The 22,282-nt window shown below is 44.5% G+C and carries 23 protein-coding genes and 2 tRNA genes; 5 read left to right on the top strand and 20 right to left on the bottom strand.

Going from position 1 to position 22,282, the window contains the following annotated elements; all coding sequences use genetic code 11:
- The 11 genes from AAB400_05430 to AAB400_05380 form a co-directional block, all read right to left on the bottom strand.
- Positions 1-72, bottom strand: a tRNA-Asn gene (locus AAB400_05430).
- A gap of 93 nt (positions 73-165) precedes the next feature.
- A complete protein-coding gene (locus AAB400_05425; protein MEK7649318.1) occupies positions 166-1,515 on the bottom strand; it encodes a sigma-70 family RNA polymerase sigma factor in 1,350 nt (449 codons plus the stop codon).
- An 87-nt stretch (positions 1,516-1,602) separates the two neighbouring features.
- Positions 1,603-3,381 (bottom strand): DNA primase, encoded by a 1,779-nt coding sequence (gene dnaG, locus AAB400_05420; GenBank protein ID MEK7649317.1) that lies wholly within the window; start codon positions 3,379-3,381, stop codon positions 1,603-1,605.
- A 3-nt stretch (positions 3,382-3,384) separates the two neighbouring features.
- On the bottom strand, positions 3,385-3,711 hold the full coding sequence (locus AAB400_05415) for a metal-sulfur cluster assembly factor (GenBank protein ID MEK7649316.1): 327 nt from the start codon (positions 3,709-3,711) through the stop codon (positions 3,385-3,387).
- Between the two features lie 10 nt (positions 3,712-3,721).
- Complete coding sequence (locus tag AAB400_05410; protein MEK7649315.1) at positions 3,722-4,084, bottom strand: iron-sulfur cluster assembly scaffold protein; 363 nt, start codon at positions 4,082-4,084, stop codon at positions 3,722-3,724.
- Positions 4,085-4,103: 19 nt separating this feature from the next.
- Positions 4,104-5,327, bottom strand: a complete 1,224-nt coding sequence (locus tag AAB400_05405; GenBank protein MEK7649314.1) for a SufS family cysteine desulfurase — start codon at positions 5,325-5,327, stop codon at positions 4,104-4,106.
- A complete protein-coding gene (locus AAB400_05400; protein MEK7649313.1) occupies positions 5,317-5,934 on the bottom strand; it encodes a SufD family Fe-S cluster assembly protein in 618 nt (205 codons plus the stop codon). Before AAB400_05400 ends, AAB400_05405 begins: the two co-directional genes overlap by 11 nt.
- Position 5,935: 1 nt before the next feature.
- The gene (gene sufB / locus AAB400_05395; protein ID MEK7649312.1) at positions 5,936-7,315 is read right to left on the bottom strand and encodes a Fe-S cluster assembly protein SufB; all 1,380 of its coding nucleotides are present in this window, start codon (positions 7,313-7,315) and stop codon (positions 5,936-5,938) included.
- On the bottom strand, positions 7,293-8,054 hold the full coding sequence (sufC, locus tag AAB400_05390) for a Fe-S cluster assembly ATPase SufC (protein MEK7649311.1): 762 nt from the start codon (positions 8,052-8,054) through the stop codon (positions 7,293-7,295). Before sufC ends, sufB begins: the two co-directional genes overlap by 23 nt.
- Positions 8,051-8,509 carry an Rrf2 family transcriptional regulator gene (locus AAB400_05385; GenBank protein ID MEK7649310.1) on the bottom strand — a complete coding sequence of 153 codons (459 nt, stop codon included), beginning with the start codon at positions 8,507-8,509 and terminating at the stop codon, positions 8,051-8,053. Before AAB400_05385 ends, sufC begins: the two co-directional genes overlap by 4 nt.
- 55 nt (positions 8,510-8,564) lie before the next feature.
- A complete protein-coding gene (locus tag AAB400_05380; GenBank protein MEK7649309.1) occupies positions 8,565-9,143 on the bottom strand; it encodes an NAD(P)H-dependent oxidoreductase in 579 nt (192 codons plus the stop codon).
- Positions 9,144-9,260: 117 nt separating this feature from the next.
- Between AAB400_05380 and AAB400_05375 the strand changes: the two genes are divergently transcribed.
- Positions 9,261-9,347 (top strand) — tRNA-OTHER (locus AAB400_05375).
- A 232-nt stretch (positions 9,348-9,579) separates the two neighbouring features.
- Here the strand turns inward: AAB400_05375 and AAB400_05370 are convergent.
- A complete protein-coding gene (locus tag AAB400_05370; GenBank protein ID MEK7649308.1) occupies positions 9,580-10,728 on the bottom strand; it encodes an NADP-dependent malic enzyme in 1,149 nt (382 codons plus the stop codon).
- 13 nt (positions 10,729-10,741) lie between these two features.
- Positions 10,742-12,220 (bottom strand): hypothetical protein, encoded by a 1,479-nt coding sequence (locus AAB400_05365; protein MEK7649307.1) that lies wholly within the window; start codon positions 12,218-12,220, stop codon positions 10,742-10,744.
- An 86-nt stretch (positions 12,221-12,306) separates the two neighbouring features.
- On the opposite strand from AAB400_05365, the gene AAB400_05360 reads away from it, so the two are divergent.
- From AAB400_05360 to AAB400_05350, 3 genes are all read left to right on the top strand, one after another.
- Positions 12,307-12,588, top strand: a complete 282-nt coding sequence (locus AAB400_05360; GenBank protein ID MEK7649306.1) for a hypothetical protein — start codon at positions 12,307-12,309, stop codon at positions 12,586-12,588.
- A 73-nt stretch (positions 12,589-12,661) separates the two neighbouring features.
- The gene (locus AAB400_05355; protein MEK7649305.1) at positions 12,662-13,660 is read left to right on the top strand and encodes a hypothetical protein; all 999 of its coding nucleotides are present in this window, start codon (positions 12,662-12,664) and stop codon (positions 13,658-13,660) included.
- Between the two features lie 69 nt (positions 13,661-13,729).
- The gene (locus AAB400_05350; GenBank protein MEK7649304.1) at positions 13,730-14,512 is read left to right on the top strand and encodes a hypothetical protein; all 783 of its coding nucleotides are present in this window, start codon (positions 13,730-13,732) and stop codon (positions 14,510-14,512) included.
- Between the two features lie 32 nt (positions 14,513-14,544).
- On the opposite strand, the gene AAB400_05345 is transcribed toward AAB400_05350, so the two are convergent.
- The 3 genes from AAB400_05345 to AAB400_05335 all read right to left on the bottom strand — a co-directional run bounded on the left by AAB400_05345 (position 14,545) and on the right by AAB400_05335 (position 17,271).
- Positions 14,545-15,642 carry an asparaginase gene (locus tag AAB400_05345; protein MEK7649303.1) on the bottom strand — a complete coding sequence of 366 codons (1,098 nt, stop codon included), beginning with the start codon at positions 15,640-15,642 and terminating at the stop codon, positions 14,545-14,547.
- A gap of 61 nt (positions 15,643-15,703) precedes the next feature.
- Entirely contained in the window at positions 15,704-16,552 is an 849-nt protein-coding gene (locus tag AAB400_05340; GenBank protein MEK7649302.1) for a DMT family transporter, read from the bottom strand.
- A gap of 155 nt (positions 16,553-16,707) precedes the next feature.
- Complete coding sequence (locus tag AAB400_05335) at positions 16,708-17,271, bottom strand: hypothetical protein (GenBank protein ID MEK7649301.1); 564 nt, start codon at positions 17,269-17,271, stop codon at positions 16,708-16,710.
- 203 nt (positions 17,272-17,474) lie between these two features.
- On the opposite strand from AAB400_05335, the gene AAB400_05330 reads away from it, so the two are divergent.
- The gene (locus AAB400_05330) at positions 17,475-18,236 is read left to right on the top strand and encodes a helix-turn-helix domain-containing protein (GenBank protein MEK7649300.1); all 762 of its coding nucleotides are present in this window, start codon (positions 17,475-17,477) and stop codon (positions 18,234-18,236) included.
- 335 nt (positions 18,237-18,571) lie between these two features.
- Here the strand turns inward: AAB400_05330 and AAB400_05325 are convergent, their stop codons facing one another.
- The 4 genes from AAB400_05325 to AAB400_05310 all read right to left on the bottom strand — a co-directional run bounded on the left by AAB400_05325 (position 18,572) and on the right by AAB400_05310 (position 22,107).
- The gene (locus tag AAB400_05325) at positions 18,572-18,826 is read right to left on the bottom strand and encodes a hypothetical protein (protein MEK7649299.1); all 255 of its coding nucleotides are present in this window, start codon (positions 18,824-18,826) and stop codon (positions 18,572-18,574) included.
- Between the two features lie 17 nt (positions 18,827-18,843).
- The gene (locus AAB400_05320; protein MEK7649298.1) at positions 18,844-20,526 is read right to left on the bottom strand and encodes a hypothetical protein; all 1,683 of its coding nucleotides are present in this window, start codon (positions 20,524-20,526) and stop codon (positions 18,844-18,846) included.
- Between the two features lie 334 nt (positions 20,527-20,860).
- Positions 20,861-21,889, bottom strand: coding sequence for a C45 family peptidase (locus AAB400_05315; GenBank protein ID MEK7649297.1), 1,029 nt, complete (start codon positions 21,887-21,889; stop codon positions 20,861-20,863).
- A gap of 2 nt (positions 21,890-21,891) precedes the next feature.
- Positions 21,892-22,107, bottom strand: coding sequence for a helix-turn-helix transcriptional regulator (locus AAB400_05310; protein MEK7649296.1), 216 nt, complete (start codon positions 22,105-22,107; stop codon positions 21,892-21,894).
- Positions 22,108-22,282: the final 175 nt, after the last annotated feature.

Raw genomic sequence — 22,282 nt, 5'->3', positions numbered from 1 at the left:
CTCCGGAGCTGGGACTCGAACCCAGAACCTTCTCGTTAACAGCGAGCTGCTCTGCCATTGAGCTACTCCGGATCATGGTGGCATCTTAACCATTTTTATTTGAATAAGCAAGTACCATCTATTATTCCAGATTCATCGTCGTCACTATGTCGTATAGTCTTATTCTTAGACATAATCCTTGAGTTTATCATAGCCCACAATCTTTGCGATTTTCTCAAGCGCCTTTGCTTCGATTTGACGAATCCGTTCGCGCGTAACACCGAACTCTTCGCCGACTTCTTCGAGTGTATGCGCAACGCCATCTTCGGTGCCAAAGCGCAATTGTAGTATCTTCTGCTCGCGCGGATGGAGTGTGCTAATGACTTCCTGCATGCGCTCACGCAAAATTTGCCTGGCCGCTGCGCGATCCGGCGACATCGTGCGTTCGTCTTCGATAAAATCGATCAGTGTGCTGTTTTCATCATCATCATCGCTAACTGATGTGTCGATGGAAATGGTATCCTGATTAATCTTAATAATATGGCGTACCTTATCGATCGTCTCGCCCATTTCTGATGCGATTTCTTCCGGAAGCGGTTCGCGCCCCAAATCTTGAATAAGTTGGCGCTGAATATTCTGGAACCGATTGATCGTTTCCACCATATGCACCGGAATGCGAATGGTGCGCGATTGGTCTGCAAGCGCCCGTGTGATTGCCTGACGAATCCACCACGTCGCATAGGTGGAAAATTTATAGCCTTTTCGATAGTCGAATTTTTCGACTGCACGAAAAAGTCCGATATTCCCCTCTTGGATCAAATCGAGAAGCGAAAGGTTTTTATCTACGAATTTTTTTGCAATCGAGACGACCAAGCGCAGGTTTGCCTCAATAAGCCTCTTCTCTGCTTCTTTCTCTCCCTTATCCTTACGCTTTGCATACATGATTTCTTCATCGCCTGTGAGAAGCGGCACTTTCCCGATATCCCGCAAGTACATTTGGATCGAATCCGCAGAAATATCCGACAGGTCGACAGACGTACTGTATTTACTTACTGGGGCTCCTTGTTTTTTTGAACCTTTTCCGGATGGTTGTTTTGCTGCGGGTGGCGGGGAAACATAAATATCCAAAAGCCCCGCTTTCTTTTCCATGATTTGAATACTATTAGTATCCAGTTCATCAAAAAAATCTTCGAATTGCTCAAGGTATTCTTCCATAAACGGAAATGTGAGCAATATTTCATCTTCTGTAATAAAACTCCGTGAACGCCCCTTTCCCAAAAGGGTTTCTTGTATTTTGTTCTCGGGAAATACAATAACTTCCGCCACTGCTTCTTTCTTTATGGCGGCTTTTCTTATCTTTTTGACGACCTTCTTCTTTGCACGCTGGAGCAGTCTTGCCAGCTTCTTTTTCACTACCTTTTTACTTGCTTTCACCTTCTTTGCAGCAGGAGGTCTTTTTTTGATAGAAGGTTGTTTTGAAACTTTCTTTACTGCCTTCTTCTTTATAATTACCTTCAGTGGTTTCTTTTTCTTCATAAATATAAGGTAAAAGCGCTCTCTTCGTAGTAAATAGTTATACGTGTATAAACACTAAACAGGGGTTTTTGCAACCCTTCATATCTATTATACCACATTATCTTGCTGTAAACAATGGAATTCCTCCAAATATTTCTTCATAGCAACCGTATCACGAGTACGTTCGGCTTGAGCCATAAGGCGCTGTAATTCCTCTATTTTTGCCTTACGATGCTGCTCGCGAATGCGTGATGCAAGCACTACGGCAAGCTCTCGAGCAGCAGCGCTCTCGAGCGAACCGTATTCCTTATCACAGAGAAGAGAAAACGTTGTGAGGATATCGCTATCGGCATCTTGGGTATAGTAAGAGTCGAATGGTTGCTGTTGCAACACATCGTCTGCGCTCCATGCATCATATGCGCCAAACATTTTTTCTACGTGCGTGACAAGTTCATGTTCGGCAAACATTGCACTTGTCACTATCGATCGAATATCTGCGGTCAGTAGCGGGTAGCGGAAAAGAAGACTTGCGAGCCGATCGTGAATGGATATTGGCTTTTCAGCCTGGAACGGCTGAGGTGTCGACGCAGAAGCCCCTCTGTGTTTCAACAACTCTTCCCAGAGCAGCGCATGCGGAATATTCAGCTCTTGCGCGCACATTCCAACCCAATGATCTTGCTCAATGCGATCAGGCAGAAGTCGAATTGCATCAAGAAGCGTACGCGCAGCCTGTTTTTTTGCAAAACCATCACGAAGCACATCTGGCGTTGCGGTCTGGCGTATAAGATACTCGAAAAAAGGCACACGGTTTTCCCATGCAGCCTTCCAAACAGCCGGATCGTTCTTAATGCACTCATCTGGGTCTTTGTAGAGTGGCTTGCCGTTTTCATCACGGGGGAGTTGAATAATACGAACATTCATCCCCTCTTTGAGCGCTATTTCAATGCCGCGCCTCGTAGCTTGTGAACCGGCGGCATCCATGTCAAAAGCAAAAGAAATGTTGTGAGTAAAGCGTTTCAGGAGTTTGAGTTGTTCGCTTGTCAGTGCTGTTCCGGAAGATGCGACCACATGCTTCATGCCCGTCCCATAGACAGCCAAGAAGTCCAAATATCCCTCTACAAGAATCGCGCCATCTTCTTTTCGTATATCGTGCTTTGCTTTATCCAAGCCAAAAAGCGTGGCGCTTTTGTCATAGAGCGGCGTTTGCGGCGAGTTGATATACTTTGCCGCCTGCTCATGCGCAACAAGGATCCTCCCCCCAAAACCAACAACATCTCCATGAACAGAACGGATGGGAATCATGATGCGATCACGAAATCTGTCGAAACATCCATATCCCTGTTCGCGCTGAATTGCAAGACCTGCCTGAACAATATCTTGCGGGGTACATTTTTTGGAAATAAGAAATTGGTAGAGATGATCTGCCTCCCCAAAAGCATAACCTATGCGGAATTCATCAATCAAGGAACTGTCGATACCGCGGCGCTCGAGATATTCACGCGCAGAAGCGCTCTTGGGCGATTTCAATAACGCCTGGTGATAGTAACGCGAAGCAAGATCGATAAGATCAAGGAGTTGGTTTTTCTGTCCTTGAATGCGCGGATCCTGCCGCTCGAGCTTTACTCCAGCGCGCTCAGCAAGCAGCCGAAGCGCGCCGGCAAAATCAAGCCCCTCCATTTTCATGGCAAAGGAAAAGATATCGCCGCCTTCATTACACCCAAAGCAGTGCCAGATTTGCTTGGGAACGCTCACCATAAAGGATGCGTTTTTTTCTTGATGAAATGGACAGCGCGCTTTGTAGTTTGAACCTGCAAGCTGCATCGGAAAGTATTCCCGAACAAAGTCTGCAATATCTATCCGTTGTTTAATCTGCTCAATGGGATCCATAGGCTATTCTCCAAACAACATACCTCGAATATCGCTATCAACCATCTCATCCGTCCAAGCAGGCTCCCATACCAAATCAACAATAACATCGGAAATGTCTTCAAACCCGCGCAATGCTGTGCGCACGCCCTCCATAATTTCCGGCCCGGCAGGACACATGGGCGATGTAAGAGTCAATACAACAGTCGCAACACTGTGTACGACTGCAACGTCATAGACTAAGCCAAGATCCACAATTCCATATCCAATCTCAGGATCAAGTACTGTATTTAGCTGCTGCCAATACGGTTCCGTTCGTTCCTCTTTCTTACGAGGAATAATGGGTGCCATAGATGAGGTATTATAATTTCAATGCTTTTTTAACAGCTGCCAGCCCAAGTGTTGCGCATTTTGCCCGACTGGGACTAATAGGAACATGAAGCATTTTAACCATATCGTCAAATGAAAATGCGCGTATATCCCCGGTGTTTTTTTGTTTAAGCCAATCCGACAGGAGTGACATGGCAGCTTGGCTAATCGCACATCCACTACCGACAAATCCCACATCTTTCAGCCCCCCCTTTCGATCCACCAATAAATCTACTTGAATCGTATCTCCACAGAGCGGATTATATTCCACGGCACGATGTGAGTACTTTTTGAGTTCACCCCTGTGGTGAGGATGTTTGTAGTGGTCAAGAATAATGTCTGAATAGAGATCCATAGAACTATGCTAAAAATGTCTAGCGAGAAAAAACAGATATGACGTTTTTGACAGCGAGCTCTGCGGTGTCGATATCTTCTTTTGTCGTGTAGATGCCAAAACTCATGCGCGCTGTTGCCGGTATGCCAAGCTGCTTATGGAGAGGTTCAGCGCAATGCACGCCGGATCGTATCGCAACACCGTTTGCATCAAAGATACTTGCAATGTCGTGGGGATGGACACCTTTGATGTTAAAAGAAAGAATGCCATCCGCGTGTTCGATTGCCTGTGGCGAATAAAGCGTAATGTCCGCATGAGCGCTGAATGTTTCTCGCGCATAGGCAAGCATGCCCTGCGTGTGGCGCTGGACGTTGTCCATGCCAAGATTCAACAGATAGTTCAATGCAGTACGGAGTGCCACAACGCCTGCAATATTCGGCGTTCCACCTTCGAACCTCCATGGAATATCTGCAAATTCAGCAGACTGTTCACTGACAGTTGTTACCATATCGCCTCCATAGATCAATGGCTTGGTAGCTTCCAGAAGGTTTCGTTTTGCATAGAGAATCCCCACTCCCGTTGGGCCATACATTTTATGACTTGAACATACCAAGAAATCACAATCCAATTCTTGTACGTTGATTGGCATGTGGGCTGCGGCCTGCGAAGCATCGACAAGAACTACCGCACCATGGTTATGCGCTGCAGTGATAAACGGCGCAAGATCAACAATGGTTCCTGTCACATTTGAAAGTGCGGTAATACACAGGATTTTCGTCCGATTGGATACCAATGAAAGAAATGCTTCATAGTCGAGACGATAATCATCGGTTAAGGGAATAGCAACAAGACGTGCTCCAACAGATCGTGCACACTCTTGCCATGGAACAAGATTTGCATGGTGCTCGAGATGAGTGACAAGGATATCATCGCCTTCCTTCACATGCTGTGCAGCCCATCCCCGTGCTATCACATTAATGCTTTCTGTTGCGCTTTTCGTAAAGATAATTTCAGCCGGTTCTTGCGCACCAAAAAAAGATGCTGCTACCCTCCGGCAGTCTTCATAGCAGGCTGTTGCAGTTTCTGAAAGCGTATGGATTCCACGATGAATATTCGCATTCATGGTCGTGTAATATGTCTGCAGCGCATCAAGTACGCATTGGGGTTTTTGGCTTGTTGCAGCACTATCAAGATAGACCAATGGCTTACCATGGATGAGTGTGGAGAGAATGGGAAAGTCTTTTCGTATCTCCTTAGGAATCATAGCTTATTTGCTCGTCAATAAATGAATCAATAATGTGTTCAGTTTTATTTTTTAATGTGTTGTCCTGTATCGAAGAACTTTCTGCAGAAAGGAAACCATGGATCAATAGCTTTTGCGCTGCCTTACTGTCGCAACCCCTTGTTGAAAGATAGTAGAGGGCTTCATCGTCTAGTGCAGATACGCTTGCAGCATGCTTAGCCATTACCCTATCGGTTTTAATCTCAAATGAAGGAGTAGTTTTGCCTTTTGCCAAGGGTGAAACAAGCAGGATGTGATGAGAAAACAATGCACGGGATTCAGCTGCGCCGGATTCTATTGCGAGAAGTGTCGACTCATCGACCGATGATGAATCGAAAAGGACAGATCGGAATGAAATACGCACAGAAGAGCCGCTTCCTTTTTGAATTGATGTACACCGCAAGGGAAATGAATGAGCATTATTTCCCAAAAAAAAGAATCGTATATCTGCGCTTGCTCCCTCTGCTACGGTTATCGAATACTGTTTAGACTGCTTCCAACCCTTCATAAACACGCCAGCGCATGAAAAATGCTTTCCTTTTTTGACAACTGTTGGCGCGTTTGGAATTGATGATAAGAGAAGTGGCATATTATGCAATTCGTGCACCAAATTCGATGTCTAGCAAGCGATGCATTTCAAGCGCATACTCCATGGGAAGTTTTTTGACGATCGGCAATGCAAATCCATTCAACAAAAGTGAGGCTGCCTCGCGTTCACCGATGCCCCGCGATTGAAGATAGAATAGTTCCTGTTCTCCAAGGCGCTTGACTGAAGCCTCATGGACAACCCGAGCGGTTTGCTCACGTATATCCATGGTCGGGTACGTATCCGACTGCGATGCTCCATCCAACAAAAGCGCATCACACACAACACGGGATCGTGACCGAACCGCACCGGGCATGATCTTTACCAAACCTCGGTAGCTTGCCCGCCCCCCTTGTTTGGATAATGAGCGCGAAATGATCGTAGATGACGTATCTGGTGCAAGGTGAATAGCTTTTGCGCCTGCATCCTGATGCTGTCCCGTTGCTGCTGCGGCAAATGAGTGAATCTCTCCCTTAGCACCCTTTTCTCGAAGAATAACGCAGGGGTATTTCATAGTAACTTTCGACCCTAGGTTGCAATCAACCCAGATCATCTCTCCATTTCCCCAAACAACAGCCCGCTTTGTTACTAGGTTATATACATTTGATGACCAATTCTGAATTGTCGTGTACTGCACGCGCGCTCCCCGATGCACAATGACCTCGACAACAGCTGAATGAAGTGAATCTGATGAATACGTGGGAGCAGTACACCCTTCTATGTAATGCACGGAACTCCCCTCGTCTGCAATAATGAGCGTGCGTTCAAACTGCCCCATACGCTCGGCATTGATACGAAAATATGCCTGCAGGGGCAGTGTGACATGAACACCTTTTGGAACATACACAAAAGAACCTCCTGACCATACGGCTGAATTCAGTGCAGCAAACGCATTGTCCGATGATGGAATTATCGTGCCAAAATATTTTTTCACAAGGTCGGGATATTTCTTCAATCCTTGATCCATGGATTCAAAAATAACTCCCTGTCGAGCCAATGATTCATGCAACGAGTGATACACCACTTCAGATTCAAATTGCGCTCCAGTACCAGCCAAGAACGCACGTTCTGCCTGAGGAATTCCCAATTTTTCAAATGTTTCTTTGATGGACTGGGGCACGTCTTCCCAGTTCTGTTGAGGCCGATCCTGAGGTTGAAGATAATAGGTAATGGAATTGAAATCTATTGATCCAATATCTGCTCCCCATGACGGCATTTTTTTCTTTCGAAATTTATCATATGCTGCAAGGCGGAAGTCGCGCATCCAGACAGGCTCTGCTTTTCGTTGAGAAATTTGCTGAACAACTTTTTTGTTCAGACCAGGCTTTATGCGGAAAACTTCCGGGGCAGCTGTACGAAAATTATGATTTTGAGAACGCTTCATATCCTTTTTTCTCAAGTTCTTCAACAAGCGACACACCTCCCGAACGCACAATCCCCCCTCCAACCAATATTGATATTATATTAGGCTGAATATACTCGATAAGACGGGGGTTATGGGTCACAATAACAAGAGCGGTGCCAGCCTTGTTTAGATCGCATAGAAGCGCGCATGCTTCTTTGAGCGCATCAATGTCCAGTCCCGAATCGATCTCATCAATGAGTGCAATTGCGGGTTTACATAGCGCGAGTTGGACCAGTTCAGATTTTTTCTTCTCTCCCCCAGAAAATCCTTCATTAAGAGATCGATAAAGAAATTGAGCGTCCATGCCCACTCGTTTCATTACTTCTTTCATTTTTTCTGCAAGACGAGTTGGCGAAAGATGTTGTTCGCTTGGTTCAAATCGACTAGATACTCCCTCGCGGGTAGCTTGAACAACATGCGCAAATGGCACGCCGGGCAATTCTACGGGATTCTGAAATGTCATAGAGAGTCCGAGTCGCGCTCGTTCATAAGGCGCGAGTTTCTGTATTCGTTTACCGTTGAGCATGATACTCCCTTTTTCGAGGATGCAGCTGGGATTACCCATAATGCTGTTGAGAAGCGTACTTTTCCCTGAACCATTAGGACCCATGATCATGTGTATCTGCCCTTTTTGTAGATCGAGTGAAATATCATGAAGGAGTGTTGTGCCATCGCGCGACACATCTACGTGTTTGAGTGAGAGGATTGGAGTGTTCATTGCTTGTGAAGAAAATAGGTAAGGGGTTTTGAGAGGTAGAGCTGCTGCATTTGGGTGTGCAAACGCTGCAGGGCGGGACGTATGCTGCAGAGCGCTTTTCGGGGACAGGCATGCGATGTGCGCCTTTCACTTAGGCACGCATGGGGAACTGTCTGCCCCTCTACTGCCAATACTATATCCCGGAAGAGAATATGCGCAGAGGACTTTGCCAATGTATATCCTCCCTCCCTGCCGCGCGCAGATTTAATAATATCTGCCGATCGCAGAAGGCGTGCCACTTTCTGAAGAAATGCGAATGAAAGATGATTACGTTCTGCAATGGAGCGTAAGGATGTATGCTCGGAGAACTTTGCAAGAACAGTCAGCAAAAACAACGCATAATCCACTTTTTGCGTCATTTGAAACGAGCCGCTGCGGCTCGCTTGATCTGAACATACTGTATGCCCTTTATTCATACCTAAATGGTCGTAAATACACCTAGGCAGAGTCTAACAACAAACGTAGCAGGCGTCAAGTGGTAGCTATGTTCTGTGTCGGCTGTTCTTTGCATTGTTTTGTCAGTGAATACAGCATTTCTTCCATCACGTCATGAACAACATCATCATAGATCAAATTATTTTTAAAACTCTCATCAGAAACGAGTACAATGGGCTGTACCGTTCTCACACATGCTGCTGACGTAAGGAGCTCCTTCAGTTCAACGGATGCGGGGTATGCATTGCCTTCTTTCGCGCTACACATCACCGCAGCAAGCTTGCCCTTCATTGCATCTTTCATAACATCAATAAGATTGCGAATGCCACCGGAAATTTTGCCGCCATACACGGGACTGCTGAATACAAACGCATGCGCTGCTGCAATACGGGCATATGCTTCCCTTGTTGGCGTGCCGTATGTCTCAATGCCAGCGCCTTTGTAAAAATCAATATCACTCAAGCGAATATCGAGTACGCCAAATGAACAATCTCTGTCTCGCAATTTCTGAGCAACACTCTCCACCAATATATGAGATTTTGAATATTGAGAAAGGCTGCCTTGAATCACAAGGATTTCTTTTGGTTTCAGTTTGGGTGCAAACAGTGCGGTCATAGCTGCTTTTGGAGTATTTCATCAGTATAGAACATTCAGGGTATCGTTTCTAGCTTGTATATGTCATTTAGCCTCTTGACAAAAAAAGCCATTTAACCTATACTCTTCACATCACCGGGATGATAGCTCAGTTGGTAGAGCAACTCCGTGGGTTCATTGGAATCCCACAGAGAAGGTCGCTGGTTCGAATCCAGCTCATATCCACTGTCGGTTGCTGCGTTGAAAAATCGAGTTCGAAAAGTTTCCCGATGCGTATGCCGTGCGATAGCTTTCGTGTCCATACTTTGAGACTCACACTGGAACCAGATGGTTCCTGAGTGGCAACCGACCATTTCTTCGTACATTCAGTTTTACTGACCAGGCCCAGGGTGGTATCCAAAGACTAACCTCGGCAAGGTGGGGCATTCCAGCGCAGGTGCATTGGAAGCCCCTTTTTTTATTTCAGGGAAATTGCAGATGACACTGCTTTTACTACACGCGTATCAAAAATCGAAGGAACAATGCGCTCGCGAGTAGGGTGGGGTACAAGCGCCGCCAGCTTTTCGGCTGCTCGGATAAACATAGCATCCGTGACGCGCCGAACGCCATGGTCAAGGGCTCCGCGAAACAATCCGGGAAATACAAGTGCATTATTCACTTGATTGGGAAAATCTGATCTGCCGGTTGCAATGATTGCCGCTCCGGCACGCAATGCTTCGCGCGGCATGATTTCTGGCGTAGGATTTGCCATTGCAAAAATAATTGGTTCAGCATTCATGCTTCTGATATGCGCTTCCGTAAAAAGACCCGCCTTTGAAACGCCGATTGCAACATCAGCGCCAACAAACGCTTCTGCCAAGCCTCCTTGAAGCTTGCGCACATTCGTCCGCGCTGCAAGTTCGAGTTTATGGGAATCGAGGTCGGATCGAGAAAGCGATACAATTCCCTTGCTATCCACCATCACTATATCCCCTACCCCTTTTTTGAGGAGAATATCTGCTATGGCACTCCCGGCAGCTCCCGCACCGGATAGGACAATGCGTACGGTATGCAATTTCTTTTTCACCACTTTAAGCGCATTCAACAACCCCGCAAGTACAACAACAGCTGTACCATGCTGGTCATCATGCACAACAGGGATATCGAGAGACTCCTGAAGTTGGCGCTCTATTTCAAAACACCGAGGCGCAGCAATATCTTCCAAATTAATGCCACCGAATGTTGGAGCGATAGCGCGTACGGCTGCAATAATTTCATCGCTATCTTGAGTTGCAAGTACAATGGGAAATGCATCGATATTCGCAAACTCTTTGAAAATAAGTGCTTTACCCTCCATCACTGGCAGTGCGCCTTCAGGGCCAATATTTCCCAAACCAAGCACTGCTGAACCGTCGGATACAACCGCGATGGCATTGCCCTTCATGGTATAGTGGCGTACTTCATCTTTGTGAAGCGCAAGATATGATGATGCAGCAGCCACACCGGGCGTATATGAGATACTAAGGTCGCGCAGTGTTTTGAGTCGTACCTTAGGAGCTATGGCAATTTTGCCATGCAGCTTTTTATGAAGCTGGAGTGATAGCTCTTGAACTGTTTTCTTTGGCATAGATAATAGAAGGTTAAGTAATTGTTCGGTATTTTCGAAATAACAACCGCACTCGTTCTACTTCTTTTCGATACGTTTCGGCAGAAGCGGTATCGCCCGTCCGAAGGCATGCAACTATAAGCCGATCAAGATAGAGGGGCAGCGCATACATTGCAGCGACAATATTGAAGCTCGCCGGTTGTGACGATCCGGAAACTTCCTGCCACAGCCTCATTTCATAGGAATTCGGCTCATAGGCCCACGAGAGGCCATCTTGCGCGCTCGGCATAGCCGCAAGCATATGCCCCTTGCCAAGCTTTCGATCGGTCATGAATTGTTTGATGATTGCTGACGCATGTTCACGGTCCGGCTCGGAAATATAGAATAGGATATTATCCATTCTTTTTACTTGAGCATGGGGCGTGCAGCATTTCGCCATAAAATCTATTCCGGCATCATAGAGCGCCAAACATAAATCGGTAAAATGAATGGGTGTCTTTTCCAAGTCTTTCGTATCGAGGGTAAGATATGCTCGCGTGATAGGATCGTGGGGATGCTGCCAGCGAGCCATTGATTTGTTAAAATAGTAGAGAAAACTGCTTCCAAACTGTGAACCGCCAAGATGAAAAGCATCAGTGCCACTTGCACGATCTTCGACATATTCAAGAGGAGCGTATCCTTGATTATGCCTCCTCGTAAGAATTTTTGGGACATAGGTATTAAAGGCATGATACGATTTTTTGCCTGCATCCGCCGGCACTGCATCCTTTCGGCCCGAACGCTCGATCACACGTTCATATACGTCACAAAGAATGCGTCCGGCAAGCGTAGAGCGGTCGTCCGAATCAAATATATTGGTAAAAATCGGCCGGATGAATGAACCGGGTTGAATAGGACGCCTGCTATCAACAAGGAATCTATCTGCAATAGTTTTAATGGTATCTGTCGAAAGCCTAAATCCCGGAGGAAGGGATTTTTGCTCGGGCTCATGTATGAGAGGTTTGGGTTTCTTTTTGTCTTCAATAATCGTCACAATGCCGCGGTAAGCCCCCCGATCATCTACCATGGGGATATAGGCAACGGGCCTATCGCCTTGCTGGTTATAGAGCGTGCTTGCAAGTCGATTGCAGTAGAGGCCGACATCGAGAACAACCAGGCGATTTTCCGACTTTAGCCAGGTAATCTGCTGTCCTTCTTTTTTGTAAAACAGTACGGCTTCCGTATCGAATGATTCACCCGTCGGCGATACATAGTGCAGCGTACGCCGTGCTTCGCGATATCCTCGCGTATCGATCAGTAATTCCTCTCTGCCGGATTTCTCATCCCCTCTTCCCCGTGTTTTTATTTTTTGTTCGACTGCCTGAATTTCCTGTGTGCGCTGAATGCGTGCTGCAGATGTGGGTTGTAATTCCAGATCTGCAGTAATGCGCCCATACTTTCCTAGGCGCAATTTCATTCCCTCAAATTCTTTCAAACCAAGCTGTCGGATAATTGTATGATGTTCTGGATTCATAGGCGTTTATAGACTTATCGCACACTTACTCTACACGAAGACATGGGTCTTGACAAAAAGACCTTTCTAGTGTATGATTGCCCATCATGAGTAGGTATTCTCGTTCAATAAAAAGAATGGCCACTGATTTCGTCCTTTTTCTCAAGACTATCACACACCCCGACCATGCACGTGCGATCACCCTGGCAACCTCACCTATTTTCTTTATCGTCTTTGACCGCCCTGTCACAGTGGAGCAGCTCAATTGGGTGCAGAATGCAATCGAACGGGATCCACTCCTGAAAACGCTTGTCCCGCAAGAACAAAAGGTTCTGGTGAATAACATCCGTGACGCGCTCATACGACAGCGCGCAACTCTACACACATGAAGGCCCTACGCCTTCTTTTTTTTATTCCCTATGCTAGGATTGAAAGAGAGTATACTATTAACCATTCCATACTATGGGGATTGAAACAACAATGGGAGGAGCGTTTCGCAAAGCCCTCGGGCTCGATGTAGACACGCCATCCGAAGAAGTGACGGAAGTGGCAAGACAACGAATTTTATTCAAAGAAGTTGGTCATCAACTAGCCGAAATACGCGAACAACGAGGCGAGGTGTTGCCAACAGATATTTTTCACTTTCCACCGAATGTTCAAGAAGTCATTGAATACCATGATGTGATTATCGAGCCTGTAATAGGCATGGACAAACCCGCTGGAAGAATTTTTTTTATCAAACGAAAAGAGGGGTCAGAAGATAAGCCGTTTGATCCATCATACCTTGAAGACTACAAAGAAGGTATCCTAGGAACAGATGGCGTACTGCGATTTGACGATGATGGACCGGAAGGCGTTCCCTATGATAACGCCCAGCGGCTGGCAGCAAACCTTGCAGTACTGCAGGCATATAGGGTCATGGCCGCAATTCCTGAACAGGGAAATACCGGTTTACCCGGTGATCAAGAGGGTGAATCCGCCACACAGAACACACAACCTACAAACGTCCCGGGAATCCGAAAACCATTTACAGAGCATCGCGAAGAACAAACCGAACAGTCAGGAACTTCTTCGACACACGTATCCCATAGTCAACAGGATATCTGGCGATTTATCAGCCATGAACGGCGCTTTCGCGGACTGCCGGAGCGCGTCAATGTAAGCATCGCGCTCACAATTGATCCGAGAACGGGAGAAACTCTGCAGCCGGGGAGATATTTTGTTGCATCCAATGCTTCTGAAGAGCAAAAAAGGCTGAATACGGCAATGGAAGTGAACGTCAATGCGCTCCAGCGCATAGCAACACTTATTCGAGAACGGTACCAAGCAGTACTCGATCAGGGTGGTGTAACAAAACTTCCCTATGCAGAAGCGCAACGAGTGCAACTTGCCATATACCACGACCTTTCCGATGAAGGAATAATTGAATCTATTTTAAAAAACGCTTCACGGCAAAACTAGTTTTTACACGAGCTACTCATTGACGATCCGGTATAGACCACTATACTAGCTTCATCGTACATTAAAACCATGAGTACACTGCGAAATGTGTTTGAAATTCTCAATGACCGCATGTTTCTGCATTCCAGACCACCATCAACTCAAAGAGTTATTCGTGCATGGAAGGAATTTGAACTTCATCTCTCCAATTGCGGAGAGCTGACAGACGAAGAGCAGATTTTATTCCAAGACCGCATTGTGGATATTACACAGACCCTTGATCTCCTCGAACAAGCAATGTTTGTTCGTGTGCATATTCCCGAGAAATGTCGAAAGCATTTCCTTGGTCTGCTTACAGGCCGCTTGCAGGGCTTGCCGGATAAGGCACGGGATTCCGGACTTGTGATATTCTATATCAATACAAGCGAAATCACCCTTAAGGATCTTTGGGAAGAAATTCAATGGAAGAATTTCAAGCGCGACCATGATCATATCTATCATTTTTGGGCGATGCCAAAAACATTCATCAGATTCTCCATCGCTCTTACTCTCGTGTTTTGGGTCTTTATCGTCAGTCCAATTCTTATCTATTCTCCAATGGCCATTCTCGCGCAGTGGAAAATTCTCCTGGCACTTAGCGCATGTCCATTTATTGCGGGATTGATTACTGGATATCTCGGACGTCTGTTTGCATACCCATTTGCATGGATACAAATGGCTCACATTGAGAAGAAGGCGCAAACAAATGCGTATTATCGCCGCGCGCTTAGTAGTCTTCGCCAGCCAAACATCCCTCTATTCTACACGTTTATTGGGACATTCGTTCGGGGTACCTATGAATCTCATTCTGAAGAGCAGGTGATTCTCCATTAAAAATCAAGCCAACACCCGTTGGCTTTTATTTTTTACAGCAACTCATTCTCAATATTTATCTCGCCATGCAAATCCTCAAGCATTTTTGATTTCATATTCTCATAACTTACTTTTTGGGCAAGAAGCCAGCCAAGTTTTGTTGTCATGGATTCTATACTCATATCAAAGGCGGGAATTGCAAGATCATTATCTCTCAAATACTGACCGGTCTCATTCACCTGAAAACTTGCCACACCGCTTGGAGCCTGCGACGTAACAACAATCGGAATGCGTTTTTCTTTGAGATATTCAAAACCCTCAAACAAGTGGGCACTTGCATCACCAGCACCAAAAGCTCTAAAGATAAATGCTCGGATATCCGCATGTTCAACAAGCACTCGAAATATGTCAGGAGACATTCCGGGAAACTCACTCAATGAAGCAATATGTGATGTTTCAAAATCTTTCTTCACGCTTAATACGCGTGATTGGATGGCCAGGGGCTTTGATTTAGATAAATATGCATTATGCCGATCGAGCGCTGATACATTTATGCGCATAAACCGCCCTATCTGCCCCAATGCACCCGTGATAAATGAACTGAATGGATCATAATCAAAATCTGTCCCTTTTTTTACTCGCGTACCGGAAATGATTTTGCTGCCAAAAACAGCCATAACTCCTTTGATGGGATGGTAGCCCCACACTGCAATGCGCAGTGCGTTAATAAGATTAGTTGTTGCATCGCTTCCCAAATATCCCAGGGGCACCTGCGCTCCGGTAACAATGACTGGCTTGTTAATATTCTCAAGAGCAAAGGAAAGCGCAGCGCATGTGTATCCCATGGTGTTGGTACCATGGAGTATAATATATGCATCATACTGGTCATACGTTTCCTGAATTTTTTCTGCAAGGGCGCTCCAGTTTTGCGGAATGATATTCGAACTATCAACATTAAAAAGCTCAACGACTTCCGGTTTGATTTCAATGTTCCAATTTTTTTTAACAATTTCTACGGAGTTGTTAACGATCGTCATGAAGTTTTCCGGATCGGATTTCACCAACTGAACAACATTGCTTTTTGCAACATTTCCGGCGATAGTTCCACCCGTAAAGATAATAAGGAGGCGTTTTTGCGCATAGGCAGTCATATGGTATACATTATGTGCTTTCCACCTATCATAGGGCATCTTCCGTACACTGACAAGACTGCTATGCAATAATGAATGAGAGGATGAAAATACATAGAGCTGCGAGGATTTTTTTAGGAGTCGGTTTTTCTCTCAGAAATACTACGCTCAAGAAAAACACGAAAATTGGCGTGATATTGCCAAGTGTGAGCGTGACGCCGCTATTCCCGCGTGATAGCGCAAAATACAGAAGAACCCATTGGGAAATAACAATGAGACCACGGAAAAATATGACGCGATACTGCTGTGTCGATATGCGTAATATCGGAAAGCCAAACAAGAGAAGTGTAAAGAGTGAAATAAACCCCGCACGAAACATGTAGAGCGTAGGGGCATTCACTGCATGGAGTGTATCAAGAAGATATTTTGCAGGAATTGCCGAAACGCCAAACAGAAACGAAGCAACAAGTGCAGGAATAAGGGTGTGCGCTTGAAATGTTTTCAATTGGGAAAAATTTGTTGAAACATATACTGTAAGCACAAGAATGGCCGCCGCAATAAGATACGTGTACCACTGTGAAGACTCACCGAGTGTGAGCCAAGCAAAAAAGAATGTAAACCCCGGGGCAAGCGAGAGGAGAGGTGTTGCAATACTTGCTTCAGTCTTTTCAAATGTTTTGAAATAAAAATAATTTGCAAAAGTATCGATCACACCTATGAGAGCGACAAGTCCAATAACAAGAAGCGAGGGTTGAAAAAAATAAAAAAGAGGAGAAATTAGAAGAAGCGTTGCTCCCATCGTCAGAAAATTGATGCCAAGGATGTCTTGTGAGCGAAGATCTCGCAATAGCGTTCGAGCAATAATATTTGCTACTGCGCCAAGAAGTGCGGAGAGAATTGCCAGTGTGGTGAAACTGAGTGATGTAATCATATACGTGTAGTATAACAATTGAATAGTAAATTACGAAATGAAAATAGGATATTTATAGTAGAGAAGATCTGTGATTTTAGGCATGGAAATCACAGAAAACCAGCATGTCGTTTGTCTACCGATTACTCCTCCGACACGTATCAGCAGTGAAAGATCTAGACACGTATGACTTCGATTGGGGTTCCGAACCGCTTCTGAAGATCTGCTCCGCATTCACGATAGCGGTATAGCATAGTCTGACGCTCCTGCGGTGTAAACTGCAGATCTTCTTTGAGCTGAAAGATTGCATCCTCCAGCTCATCCTCCTGGAGCCGACAAATCCTGCTGTCCCAGCCAAACGCGTGAATGTCCGACCTTCGCCTGTCGTAGCCATAAACTTCGGAAGCGATAGGATCTACCCAGTTCGCGGCTTCTTTGATCTGCTTCACGATAAGCTGGAATAGTTCCAGTGATTTATGCCCCATCGTTTGCCAGACGTCGCGAATTCTTCGCGAATCCTTGAAGTAGATGAAAATCTCCGCGAACATCAGGGGTTTAGCAAGGGAACGGAACACATTAGTCGACTCGTCGAGAGGTTCGTGAGAATAGATTTGGTCCTTGTTCCGCTGCCAGAGTATGCGATCCAGGACTAGACTTTTCACCCCATCCCTGTCCATGAGCCTATTGCAAGCAGTTGCCACTGCAGGGATGCTATTAGTCTTCTGCGTGAGGTGGAGCATCATCTCCAATGCCTGCACTAAGTCACCGTTGCAGGTGTTGAGGAGGGACTCCAGAAGCGTGGCGCTCACTTTTTTTCTCCTTTCGCGAGAGATTCCTATTGACCACTCCCGCATGATATGATATATTAAATGAGTGGCCAATATCACCCTAAGGTGTTAGTAGTCACCATAGTAGACGATTTCATTTATATTATAATGAAAATATGTACTCTGAATTATTTGAAGAACTCGGGCTCACACCCAATGAAGCAAAGATTTACGAGTCACTCGTAGGAGCGGCGGAGTTGCCCGTTTCACAGATATCCATTAAAGCCGGCGTACACCGGCGCAATGTCTACGACGCACTCAATCGCCTTTTAGACAAAGGGCTTGTGTTTCAAATTTTTCAGAAAGGTGAAAACGTCTACCGCGCCGTACATCCTCAAAAACTCCTTGAAGTACTTCGTGAAAAAGAAAAAAAACTGCAGCGCGTACTGCCAAGTCTTTCCACACAATACAATGCCGTGCCTCCGCGCGAAGCAGCATACATTTACAAAGGAATTGAGGGATACAAAAATTATCGACGTGATCTCTTGCGCGTGCGAGAAGAAGCGTATTTTTTGGGTGCAAAAGCTCTTTGGCTCACACCAGGTATTTCTCAATCAGTACAGGACGAGTTCAGAAAAACATTCCACTCAAAAAAGATTCCTTACAAAACACTCTTTGATCCTCGCGTTCCTCAAAAAGCTCCGCAGGCGCTTAAGCGCATTGGAGGAGAATATAAAGTTCTTCCAAAAGGATATGAAACTGTTGGCGTCGTCGATATCTTCGGCGACCATGTGGTTACGTTTACAAGTGAAGATGTGGGAAACTTTGGAGAATATGGATCTATTTTTGTAATGATCAACCATGATCTCGCGGAAAGCTACAAAACATGGTTTCGATTCATTTGGGATCACTGCCCGAAAGCAGACTCGTTGAAGTGATGTGCTTCGAAAAAGATGATTTTGATTTCATTCGGTGTTTCTTGGACAAAGTTCGAACATTTTTCGAGGAGAATCCGGACTTCCAACCCTGACTCACATCTCGCCGTAGCGGTAGCGAAGGCGGACTAACTCCCCTGTCATTTTCCCCGCACCCCTTTTTTTTCCTGCCTTGCCGTAGCTTTAGCGAAGGTAGATTACCGTTGTCGCCTCTCGCGGGGGTGCCAATTTCAATGGCTAAGGCGGTTTAGACGTTGCAGGAATTATTATGATATCTTGCCCTTGCCCCAACCCACCAAGTGCGCGGGTAAGAAAATAAGGCGAGATTACTCCACGCACTATAGCTCGCAAGCAATCTTACATTGTAAGTATGATTTAAAAGGTGGTATATCGCCCTTCCAACTACAGCCACTATTCATAGTACATTTCTTACCGTCATAAAACATTCCAGGCAAAAGTGCCTCGCATAATCCATAATTCTTTTGAGTTGGTCTCCATGCACAATCATTTTCAAAATATTTCTTCTTTGAAAAATAAAGTCCTCCACCAAGAATGGCCGTTACGGATAAAATGATGATGAGCTTCTTTGTCATATCTCAAACACCTGAGGTTACTTGGCAATACTATAAATACCACTCCAAACCGAAATACCATTTACGTCATTAAAGTTCACGGTGTTTTCGTCAATAAATTGAAGATTACTGAGGTATGGATAGTGATTAACATCTTTTCCGTCAACAACGAGCTTCCATTTTTCTTGATCGGCAACGGCGGCACTTTGATAAAGAATGTAGCCATAGTGCTTACCATGAGGGCTTATCACAAGGTCAGTAACAGAAAAACCGTATGGTATCTTCTCTTTAACCTTACCATTTACTACAACTACTCGTGGTGGATTGTTCACAGAATATATACACGGGGATTTTGTATAGCATTCCTTTTTTCTCTGCGAGATATCATAGCCGATATATGCTCGTCCGGCATCGGAAGTGGAAGCGTAGACAAGATGTGAATCTATAGCTACACTCTTATTGTCGACAGTATTATTGTACCGAAGAACGCCTTCCATCGAAGAACTAGACCCCCGCTCAAACTCCTGGAGAACGTGCATCTCGGGAACCGCATAAAATATTCCCGCACTACCTGCTTGCAAAACTTTATACTCATGGCCGGTGTTCGATCCAATTTTCTTCTTTCCATCGATATATATATCAGACGTGCCAACTCTGTAGCCAATATGCTTGCCGTCAGAGCTGAGTTTCAAATCTAAGACAAAAGTCTTATCAGAATGTTTGCTTATAACCCGATCATTAAACACTACATACCATTTCTTACCCTTACTACCAATATACGCAAATGAAGTTCCGCTATCGTTAAATGTAAGCGAACTGACGAAATCATATGCGGGCCCAATACGTCCACCGCGCCATACTGCCCGTTTATTGTTTGGCAGAAATGTGATATATGCATAGTGATTGCCGGCAGGGTTTAAAGCGATGCCTGCTAATACTGGTATTGGCAGGAGCGCAGATTCTTTCGATGTTTGGGTTTTAATAATTTTGCCATCATAGATAACTTGCGCATTTTTTATCTCCTCAGCGAGGAGCATTTTTTGGAATTCCACGTCAACAATCAAATTTCCAATCTCAAACTCCTTCAGATTTTCTGTGGTATTTGCTTGTGAACCAAATTGTTCAAACGCAATATACCCATGGTGGTTCCCGTCATGGCTGAGTACTGGGCGACCAACTCTCGAGAGTCTGTTTTCAACCTTCTGCTCAGTGCCATCAATTACTACGTACATTACTGGATCCTTTTCATTTTCTATTCGATGACCTACATACGTGTAATGTCCTCCTGTATCTGAAAATTGAAGAAATGGCCTGTTATCCAATAAACCATCCAATTCGCCGCCTGACAGAATTGCTGTATACTTCATTGGATTAGGCGTTCCATCAAACACAACAAAAAATCTCCCTTGCTCGTCTGAAGTTACATAGGCGTAATGTTTACTGTCAGGACTGAATGCAAAACTTTGTATTTCTTGCTTTCCTGTCTGAATGTCTTTACCGTCGACGACGAGCGTATACATGTCATCTTGTTTTGAGAGATACCAAAAGCGCTTACCATTGGGAGAAAATTTAATCGCCGTTTTATCAATTGATTGATCTCTTGATGGCAATGTAAATAACTGAGTGCTTACTGGCGACAAGGCAGAGACTACTAGGGGTGAGAAGTTAGATACAAATACTACAGTCGCGATAATGATAAGCTGTCTGACTATTATTTTCATATTATTTCAATGTAGAACTCTAAAAAATTTCGTAAGATAGTGGGGCAAGCCACCATTCTTCAAAAACCCTTGGAATTTTACGGCGGATCTTAATTCATCCCGCCAACGGCGGGATACAATTTCCGGCCAGAATTCGGATTTTGATTTTCTTCGGTGTGCTTTCGAAAAAATTCGAACTGATTTCGCCCAAAATTTGTAGGGCGGGCGGAATTCCCCCCAAACCCCCCTTCCGCCCGCCTGCGGAAGCGGCCCTTTTGGATTGGACGATTTCAAGTTTTTCGTTCCGCTTTTGGCGGAACTCCGAGCTTCGCTCGGTTTGGCGGCAAATTCTTTTTTAAATTTCTAATACTTCTGTTTTTCTTTTTCCAGAAATATCCCAATAAATTTTGTATTTTTTGTTTGTCATGTCAAGCGCCAATGTCCAAATAGTTTTAATACCAGGGAAATTTTGGCAAGTATAACTTCCTGGTTTGCCCAAAATTTTTATGGCGCTGTCCAACTTAAATTTATTTCTTTCAAAATTTATTTTTTGCAATGTCTCATAATATCTGATGAAAGTATTGTGATAAGGAACTCGCTTCAATACCGTATCTTCTTTTGCTAGCTCGCTATCAACATAATGGTTGGTCTGAATCAAAATATTATCTTTTGGATAAATGACTTTGAATTTTTTGGCAGTATGTTCGACTATTGCCATATCCCCGTTTTTATCAGCGATAAAGAAATTTTTCGGGCAACAAAGCGGAATTTTTTCAAAAACTTTTATTGCGTCTTTTACCGTCTCGCAAGTTTCCGCGATAATTTTTGTCATATGGATACAAGAAACTCCATACGACCATTGATCCGCGTAAGCGAAGGTTAGCCCGATAAATAATCCTTTGTTGTTTATCGCGTCGTCTGCGTTATAAAAAAAGTATTTTGGCTTCGCGGTAGATGGGCTACCAATTCCCATATCAGTTATTGCTATAAATGAATTTCTTTCAGGATTAACAATTTTATAAACTTCAAATATTTTGTCGGTTTCTGGAAGCCAATCATAATTTCTGCCCACAAAAAGATTATTTTTAGCTTTATAGCCAAAAATTGTGCATGCCTTATCTAAACCAAATCTATTTCTGTAATAAAAAATCTCGCTCGTAATAAAATCATAAATCAGCTTTTCTTCGTCAAAATTTCCGTCCTTAGCCATTCCCCTAAATTCTTCCAATAGTTCGGGATAATGCTTTTCATAAACCTGAAGCTGATTTTTATATAAAACAGGATCAATTTTGACTTTGTCAAAATTCATTCCATTTGTTTTATAAATCCTGCCTTGTTGCTGGCCGATTTCAAAAAAATTACCCTTGAATGTTTTTGTATTCATAGTTAGTTTTTTACTAAATCATCAATGGTTATTCCAAGCCCTTCCGCAATTTTTGTGATGGTTTGCAAGGAAGGATTTTTAATAACATCAGATTCAACTTTCGCAATTGTAGTATAGGGAATATTTGCTATTTTAGCCAAAGCGTCTTGCGTTAAATCTTTCTTTTTACGCCACGCCTTTATTTTATCCCCGATTGTTTTACTTTGCATATCTTCCATACTATGTTAGTATTATATTGATGGTTATCTATAACCCACATCTATATACTAACATGTATCTTGATTTTCTTCAATTAAAAATGAGGGAAGCCCGCTTTTGGCACAAAATGAAGTTCGAGACGATATTTTTTCAGGTTCTTTGGCAGTTTTTCAATCCGAAAGGGTCGCTTCTGCG

It is taken from the genome of Patescibacteria group bacterium (assembly GCA_038065255.1).
Taxonomy (GTDB): domain Bacteria; phylum Patescibacteriota; class Patescibacteriia; order JACQRZ01; family JACQRZ01; genus JBBTRI01.
Note: the sequence above shows the minus strand (reverse complement) of the source record. Positions and strands in the feature narration are given on the sequence as shown.